The organism is Xanthobacter autotrophicus, from assembly GCF_029991245.1.
Classification (GTDB): Bacteria; Pseudomonadota; Alphaproteobacteria; order Rhizobiales; family Xanthobacteraceae; genus Xanthobacter; species Xanthobacter autotrophicus_C.
In genome coordinates this window covers 1-8,014 of the sequence record NZ_JAIVFO010000177.1, presented here as the reverse complement: position 1 = coordinate 8,014, position 8,014 = coordinate 1, and the positions used below count along the sequence as shown (strand labels likewise).

The following is an 8,014-nucleotide window of genomic DNA, read 5'->3' as shown; positions in this document are numbered from 1 at the left end:
GGGTGGCGCTGCGGCCGCGCCCAGCACGCCGAAGCCGCGGAGGCCCTGGCGCCGGCGCGCGGCGTCGAACACAGGCGCGCCGCCGAGAGAGAGGTCGAGCGCGGCCTCGTTCGGCGTCGCGGCGGGCACGTGCGCCTTCACCTCGCTGAAGCTGCCGCCGGCGATGGCATCGGCCACGGCGCCGCCGGACGCGATGACGCCCTCGTCTTCCAGTCCCGCGAAGGTCGCGCCCATGAACTGGCTGGCCCGGGACCCGAGGGCCTGGGCGAATACCGGCGAGAGCGCGCGGATGCGGCCCACGGCGTCAGTCTCGAAGGTGATGCGCACCGGCTGGGCGAACAAGGGCTGCAGCGCCACGGGGATGGCGGGCGCGCCCGGCGGCTCGGCTCCCGGCAGGGCCCCGGCTGCGGGCGCGAAGGCCGCGGGATCGGCAAACAGCACCGCGGCACCGGAGGGCAGGGCGAGCGGCGCGTAGCGGAACAGGCGCGGGACGAAGCTGCCGCGCAGGCGCAGGCGCGCGAAGCCGAACCGCGCCAGCGTCAGGCGGGACAGCTCAAGCGCCGCCGCCGCCACGGTCCGGGGTGCGGGCGCGCCGGCTTCTATGCCAAGGGCGGCGCAGGCCGGTGTCGCTTCCAGCACGCGGGCGGACGGCACGCCGACCAGGAACGACGGCAGGTCCCGCCGCAGCAGCGGCGCGAGGGCGAGATCCATCCCGGGATATGAACGTGCGCTGGTCTGCGTCATGGGCTGCCGAGGGTCCATTCCGCCGCGTGCGGGCCGATTCTGCAAGGCGGAGCGCTGCCCATAGTCATGACGATTGATTAACGTCAGTGCAATTGGCGCGCTTTTTCGGCATTCATATTGGCGAAGCGCAAGTGCGCCATATTAGAATTGACCGGTGCGGTTCAAGTGCGCCGCCCGAAAACCCCGGAGGAGAGACGGCCATGACGACGAAGTTCGGTCCGGATCTGGAGTTGCCCGCCGAAATGCGGGCCATTGCCGAAAAGAATGTGGCCCAGGCCCGCCAGGCGTTTGAGACCCTGTTCCAGAACGCCCGTGAGTCGGTCGGGGACACCGAGGGGCATTTCGAGGACGTGCGCACCGGCATCAAGGACCTGCGCCAGAAGGCGATTGGTCTCATGGAAGCCAATGTGGAAGCCAGCTTCGACTTCCTGCATCGCCTCGTGGCCGCGAAAAGCCCGCAGGAAATGATGAGCCTGCAGGCCGAGTTCCTGACCAGCCAGATGAAATCGGTCGCCGAGCAGGCCAAGACCTTCAGCGTCGAAGCCAAGTCGCTTGGCGAGACCACCGTCCGCAGCCTGGACGAGCACGCCCGCACCCTCGCCGAGCGCCTGAAGACGCTGGCTGCCGCCGCCACGGAGAGTGCCCAGACCGCGGCTCAGGACTTCAAGGCCGCCAGCGAGAAGGCCGTGCGCGACGCCAAGGCCGCCGCCGAGCATGCCGCTTCCACGGTGACTGATCCCAACCAGTCGCACTGAGGTATCCGGCGGCGTTCATCAGTCGCTCGGATTTATTAAGTGACTAAAGACCCTACAAGTTTACTTGTGCAGCGCAGAAATTCTTTTTGCGCTGCACGATTTGTTAGGATACAGTCATAAAGTCGAGGTTTCACAGCCGCTACCGCTCTTGTTCGAAGGCCTGATGCTGGCGATCCGTCAGCATTCTGCTCGCAGGCGCGGGATTGTGCCTCGGCTCACGGACCGAGCTGCCCGTTTACCGAGGATGACATGAACGACACCTTCATCAAGGCCTATCAGGATCAGGTTGAAGCCGCGAAAAAGGCGTTCTCGAACAATGCCGTTCCCGGCGTCGAAGTGCCGGCCGGCGTGCGCGAGATCGCTGAAAAGGGTCTCGCCACCTGCCGCGAGAACTACGCCAAGTTCAAGGGCTCCGCCGAGCAGGTGAATGCCGCGCTCGAGGACACCTACACCACCGCCAGCAAGGGCGTGGCCCAGTATAACGCCAAGGTGATCGAGGCTGTTCAATCGAATGTGAACGCCGCGCTCGACTTTTTCAATTCGCTGCTCGCCACCAAGACGGTGACCGAGGCCGTGGAGCTTTCCACCGGCCACGCCCGCAAGCAGTTCGAGGTTCTGACCTCCCAGGCGAAGGATCTGTCCGCCCTCGCCCAGAAGGTGGCGGCGGATTCGTCCGAGCCGCTGAAGTCCTCGGTCGAGAAGACCCTCCGTACCGCCGCCTGAGGTGACGTCCGGTCCGGCCACGGCCGGACCGTCTCTCCCGGCCCGCTGCCCGCCGCGTGCGTCGCTTGACGCTTGACGCGGCGGGTCCGCCTTGCAATGACGCGGGCGTTCCACCCCGCGAGCGTTCGTATGCGTGCCCTTGGTTCCGTTTCGCCCCTGCTGGTTGTCGGCCCCTCCTGGGTCGGCGACATGGTCATGGCGGCGAGCCTCATCGAGGTGCTGCGCCTGCGTGAGCCCGGCCGTCCCATCGACGTGCTGTCGCCCCCCGCCGCGGTGCCCATCGCCCGCATGATTCCCGGCGTCCGGCGCGCCATTCCCCTCGGCCTCGGCCATGGCGAACTCGGCCTCATGGCCCGCTGGCGGGCGGGGCGCGCGCTGCGCAACGAGGGCTACGGCAAGGCCATCATCCTGCCCCGGGCCTTCAAGGCTGCCATCGTGCCGCTCGCCGCCGGCATTCCCGAGCGCGTCGGCTACAAGGCGGAACTGCGCAGCCTGCTGCTCACGGACGCCCGGCCCGATCCCGATCGCAAGACCGCCCGCACCCTCGACCGTTTCGTGGCTCTGGGCCTGCCGGTGGGCTCCACCGCCCGCCCGCCGCGCCCGCGCCTGATGCTGCCCGACGGCGCGGTGGACGTGGCTGCCGCCAAGTTCCCGCTTTCCGGCGAAGGCCCGGTGATGGTGCTGTGCCCCGGCGCCGAATACGGCCCCGCCAAGCGCTGGCCGGCGCATAAGTTCGCCGCGCTGGCCGCGCTGGCGGTCGCCACCGGCTACCGTATCCGCATCCTCGGCTCGCCCAAGGACCAGGAGGCGGCCGACGCCATCGCGGCCGGCGCCGGCGTGCCGGTGGACAATCTGGTGGGCCGCACCACCCTCGTCGAGGCTGCCGCCATTCTCGCCGGCGCGGACGTGGTGATCTCCAACGATTCCGGCCTGATGCACGTGGCCGGCGCCTTCGACCGCCGGCTGGTGGTGCTCTATGGCGCCTCCTCCGAGAAGATGACGCCACCGGCCTCGCCGTTCGCCCGCGTGATGGCGCGCGAACTGCCGTGCCGGCCCTGCCACAAGCGGGAATGCCCGCTGGGAACCCTCGCCTGCCTCGAAGGCATCGCCCCCGGGGAGGTTCTCACCGCCGCCGAGCAGATGCGCCGATGAAGGTGCTGCTGGTGAAGCTGTCGTCGCTGGGTGACGTGGTGCACACGTTCCCGGCGATGACGGACGCCATGGCCGCGCACCCCGGCCTTCAGCTCGACTGGGCGGTGGAGGAAGCCTTCGCCCCCGTGGCGCGCCTGCACCCGGCGGTGCGGAAAACCATCGTCGTGCCGCTCCGGCGCATGCTGCGCAAGCCGCTCGACGCCCTGCGCTCCGGCGAGGCGGGGCGCATCCGCGCCGCGCTGGCCGCCGAGCGCTACGATATGGTCATTGATGCCCAGGGCCTGATGAAGAGTGCGGCGGTGGCGGCGCTCGCCCGGGGGCAGCGCCACGGCTTCGATCGCGCCAGCGCGCGGGAGGGCCTCGCCGCGCTCACCTACCACCGGCGCCATCATGTGCCGGAGGTGGAGCATATGGCGGTGCGCATCCGCAAGCTCTTCGCCGCGGCGCTGGGCTACAGCCTCGACGGTCGGCCGGCGGATGCGGGGCTCGTGCCGGCGCCGGATGCGGGTACGCCCTATCTGGTCTTCCTCCACGGCACCACCTGGCCCACCAAGACCTGGACCCGTGCCGGCTGGCGGGCGCTGGCGGAGCAGGCCGGTGCGGCGGGCCTCGACATCCGCCTGTTCGCCCATGGGGCGACCGAGCGCGCCCGCGCCGAGGCCATCGCGAACGGCCTGCCCAACGTGCACCTGTTGCCGCCGCAGACCCTGGAGACCCTCGCCCCGGTGATCGCGGGAGCTGCGGGGGTGGTGAGCGCGGATACCGGCCTCGGCCATCTGGCGGCGGCCTATGGGGTGCCGACGGTGGGCCTTTACGGCCCCACCGACCCGCTCTTGACCGGCCTTTACGGCCCCCGGGCGGTGGAGCTGAAGGCGACCCGCGACTGCGCCCCGTGCGAAAAGGCGCGCTGCCGCATCGCGCCGGAGGTGACCGAGGGGCCGCCCTGCCTTGCCGACATGTCCGCCGCCGAGGTCTGGCGGGCGCTGGTGGCGCTCAGGGCCTGACCGGCGCCGAACATGGACAAAGGGTGAGCTGGCGTGGCACACCCTGCGCCCGACCTGAAGATGGGATGTTCCACATGACCCGATCGGTGGCGCTGAGCCGCGACCTCCTCCTCGTCACGGGCGGGGCGGGCTTCATCGGCTCCAACATCGCCCGCGCCGCCGCCGAGGATGGCTATCGCGTGGTGGTGGCCGACTGGCTGGAGGACGGCCCCAAATGGCGCAACATTGCCGATATCGCGCTGCATGACGTGATCCGGCCGGAGACGGTGAACGCCTTCGTGGAGAAGGAGGGCGGCCGGCTTGCCGCGGTGGTGCACATGGGCGCCATCTCCGCCACCACCGAGCGCGACGCGGACAAGATCGTCGCCCGCAACATCCGCTCGACGCTGGACCTGTGGGAGCTGTGCGCGCGCAAAGCGCTGGGCCTCGTCTATGCCTCCTCGGCCGCCACCTATGGCGATGGCACCTCCGGCTTCCGCGATTCCGAGGAGGCGGCGGACCTTTCCGCCCTCGCGCCGCTGAACCCCTATGGCTGGTCGAAGCTGTTCGTGGACCGCCGCATCATGGCGGACGTGGCCGAGGGCCGGCCCCGCCCGCCGCAGTTCGCCGGCCTGCGCTTCTTCAACGTCTATGGCCCCGGCGAGGGCCACAAGGGCGACATGCGCTCGGTGGTGCACAAGATCTATCCCGCCGCCGCGGCCGGGGAGGACGTGACCCTCTTCAAGTCCCACGATCCGCGCTACGCCGACGGCGGCCAATTGCGCGACTTCGTCCATGTGGGCGATTGCGTGGAGGTGGTGCGCTGGCTGCTGGAGAGCCCGGACGTGTCCGGCATCTTCAATGTGGGCACCGGCGCGGCGCGCTCGTTCGCCGATCTGGCGAAGGCAGTGTTCTCGGCGCTGGGCGATGAGCCGCGCATCGCCTACGTGGACATGCCGGAAAGCCTGCAGAAGGCCTACCAGTATTTCACCCAGGCCGATGTCTCGAAGCTGCGCGCGGCGGGCTTCACGCGTCCCTTCACCTCGCTGGAGGATGGGGTCGCGTCCTATGTGAACGGCCATCTGAAGCCGCGCAACGCGGCGTGAGGACAGAGCATCATGGCGGGTAAAGGCGCGGTGGGTCCCATCGCCGTCATCGGCGACGTGATGGTGGATCGCTATATCGTCGGTTCCGTTTCGCGCATCTCGCCGGAAGCGCCGGTGCCGGTGCTGGTGCACGGCGCCGAGCGCATCGTGCCGGGCGGCGCCGCCAACGTGGCCGCCAATGCGGCGGCGCTGGGGGCGCAGGTCATCCTGGTGGGCCTCACGGGGGCCGACCCGGAGGCCGATGCGCTGAAGGACGCGCTCGCCGCCTATCCGGGCATCGACCTGTCCAGCCTGGTGGCGGACGCAGGGCGGCCCACCATCACCAAGACGCGGGTGATGAGCGGGCGCCAGCAGATCGTCCGCATCGACGCCGAGATCCTGACCCCGCCGGCCGACGACACCGTCGCGCGCCTCGTCGCCACGGTGGAGGAGGCGGTGGGGCGCAGCTCGGTGGTGGTACTCTCCGACTATGCCAAGGGCGTGCTCTCGGACGTGGTCATCGGCGCGGCCATCGCGGCGGCGCAGGCCAAGGGCGTGCCGGTGATCGTGGATCCCAAGCGCCGCACCTTCGAGGCCTATCGCGGCGCGAGCCTGGTCACCCCCAACCGGCTGGAGCTGGCCGCCGCCACCGGCCTGCCCGATACCACCAATGCCGAGGCGGCGCTGGCGGCGGAGGCGGCCTCAAGGCAGTTCGGGGGCGACGTGCTGGTGACCCGCGCCGAGAAGGGCATGACGCTCTGGCGCCGTGGCGGGCAGGTGCTGCACGTGCCGGCGCAGGCCCGCGAGGTGTTCGACGTGTCGGGCGCCGGCGATACCGCGCTGGCGGCGCTCGCGGTCTCCCTCGCCTCGGGGCACACGCTGGAGACCAGCGTGCATTTCGCCAATGCCGCCGCCGCCGTGGCGGTGGGCAAGATCGGCACCGCCGTGGTGACCCGGGCGGAGCTGGACGCGGCGCTTGACGCCAGCGTGCCCGAGGGCGCGGAGCCCGGCGCGCTGGTGGACCGCGCCCGCGCCGCCGCCGTCATCGCCGGCTGGCAGGCGGCGGGCGCCCGCGTGGTCTTCACCAACGGCTGCTTCGATCTGGTCCATCCCGGCCACGTCGCCATCCTCGAGGCGGCGGCGCGGGAGGGTGACCGGCTGGTGGTGGCGCTGAATACGGATGCCTCGGTGCAGCGCCTGAAGGGACCGACCCGTCCGGTGCAGGACGAGGCCGCCCGTACCCGCGTCATCGGTGCGCTGCGCTGCGTGGATCTGGTGGTGCTGTTCGAGGAGGACACGCCGCTGGAGATCATCACCGCGCTGGGCCCGGACGTGCTGGTGAAGGGTGCCGATTACCGCGAGGACCAGGTGGTCGGCGGCGACGTGGTGAAGGCGCGGGGCGGACGTGTGGCCCTCATCCCGCTGGTGGAAGGGCGCTCCACCTCCGCCTTGGTGGCGAAGGCGAAAGGGTAGGGGACTGGGCCTGGCGTGCCGGCAGCCTGCCGGATCCGCTACATGAAGGCGATGATAATTGTTTATTATTATCAATATGTTATTTGTGCATCTTAAAGTCTTGAATTGCTGCATGAAGAGGTGTCTTGTCACTTCTTCATGCAGATGTCCGGGGAAAGTGTGTTGAGCCTGCGGGCTCGAATCCCATGGGTCGCCCATTTCGGGCGCCCGCTTCGGACCTGCCCAGCGTACCCTCGGAGCGAGGGTTGAAAGGACCCGCCATGACGCGCCACCACCGCCGCCCGGAGACCGGGTGCCACCGAGCCGGTGTCGATCGCGCCGGATTGTCCGTTTCGCCCATCCCGTTCCGGGTACCGCCCTGCGCCAACATTCGGTCGGTCGCTTGAGCGGCGGGCTTGTCCTGGTCCTCGGCGGCGCACGCTCCGGCAAGAGCCGGTTCGCCGAGGTGGAGATCCGGCGCCAGCCGGAGCCCTGGGCCTATATCGCCACCGCCGAGCCCCGCGACGGCGAGATGGAGGCGCGCATCGCCCTGCACCGCGCCCGGCGCGGGGAGGGGTGGCAGACCCATGAGGCGCCCCTCGACCTCGCCGGCTGCCTCACGGCGCTGCCGCCCGAACAGCCGGTGCTGGTGGATTGCCTGACGCTCTGGCTCACCAACCACCTTTTGGCCGAGCACGACCTTGATGCCGAGGGCGCGGCCCTGGAGCAGGTTTTGGCCGCGCGCCCCGGCCTCACCGTCTGCGTCGCCAACGAGGTGGGCTTCGGCATCGTGCCGGACAATGCGCTGGCCCGGCGCTTCCGCGACGCCGCCGGCCTCCTCAACCAGCGCCTCGCCGCCCGCGCCCGGAAGGTGGTGCTGGTGGTGGCCGGCCTCCCCCTGATCATGAAGGAAGACACCCCGTGAGCGAGCCCGTTTCGCCCCCCGCCGTCGATGATGCCGAGGCCGCCCGCCATCGCGCCAAGATGGAGAAGCGCAAGGCGGTGCAGGACAGGGAGGTGGCGGAAAAGACCATCGAGAAGGGCCTGCTCATCGTCCACACCGGCCCCGGCAAGGGCAAGAGCACGGCCGCCTTCGGCCTCGCCTTGCGCATGCTCGGGC

General features: G+C 70.1%; 9 protein-coding genes. 8 read left to right on the top strand and 1 reads right to left on the bottom strand.

Annotated elements, in window-relative coordinates; genetic code table 11:
• The coding region (locus K9U41_RS20475) for a hypothetical protein (RefSeq protein ID WP_282642697.1) at positions 1–711 on the bottom strand (711 nt) is incomplete at its 3' end.
• A 233-nt stretch (positions 712–944) separates the two neighbouring features.
• Between K9U41_RS20475 and K9U41_RS20470 the strand changes: the two genes are divergently transcribed.
• From K9U41_RS20470 to K9U41_RS20435, 8 genes are all read left to right on the top strand, one after another.
• Positions 945–1,499 carry a phasin family protein gene (locus tag K9U41_RS20470; RefSeq protein WP_282642696.1) on the top strand — a complete coding sequence of 185 codons (555 nt, stop codon included), beginning with the start codon at positions 945–947 and terminating at the stop codon, positions 1,497–1,499.
• 249 nt (positions 1,500–1,748) lie between these two features.
• Positions 1,749–2,222: a phasin gene (locus K9U41_RS20465; RefSeq protein ID WP_282642695.1), complete on the top strand. Its 474-nt coding sequence runs from the start codon at positions 1,749–1,751 to the stop codon at positions 2,220–2,222.
• Positions 2,223–2,351: 129 nt separating this feature from the next.
• Positions 2,352–3,374, top strand: a complete 1,023-nt coding sequence (gene waaF, locus K9U41_RS20460; RefSeq protein WP_282642694.1) for a lipopolysaccharide heptosyltransferase II — start codon at positions 2,352–2,354, stop codon at positions 3,372–3,374.
• The gene (gene waaC / locus K9U41_RS20455; RefSeq protein WP_282642693.1) at positions 3,371–4,378 is read left to right on the top strand and encodes a lipopolysaccharide heptosyltransferase I; all 1,008 of its coding nucleotides are present in this window, start codon (positions 3,371–3,373) and stop codon (positions 4,376–4,378) included. Before waaF ends, waaC begins: the two co-directional genes overlap by 4 nt.
• Positions 4,379–4,452: 74 nt before the next feature.
• A complete protein-coding gene (gene rfaD, locus K9U41_RS20450; protein ID WP_282642692.1) occupies positions 4,453–5,463 on the top strand; it encodes an ADP-glyceromanno-heptose 6-epimerase in 1,011 nt (336 codons plus the stop codon).
• A 12-nt stretch (positions 5,464–5,475) separates the two neighbouring features.
• Positions 5,476–6,915 carry a D-glycero-beta-D-manno-heptose-7-phosphate kinase gene (rfaE1, locus tag K9U41_RS20445; protein ID WP_282642691.1) on the top strand — a complete coding sequence of 480 codons (1,440 nt, stop codon included), beginning with the start codon at positions 5,476–5,478 and terminating at the stop codon, positions 6,913–6,915.
• A 382-nt stretch (positions 6,916–7,297) separates the two neighbouring features.
• Entirely contained in the window at positions 7,298–7,819 is a 522-nt protein-coding gene (gene cobU / locus K9U41_RS20440) for a bifunctional adenosylcobinamide kinase/adenosylcobinamide-phosphate guanylyltransferase (protein ID WP_282642690.1), read from the top strand.
• 59 nt (positions 7,820–7,878) lie between these two features.
• The coding region (locus K9U41_RS20435; protein WP_282642698.1) for a cob(I)yrinic acid a,c-diamide adenosyltransferase at positions 7,879–8,014 on the top strand (136 nt) is incomplete at its 3' end.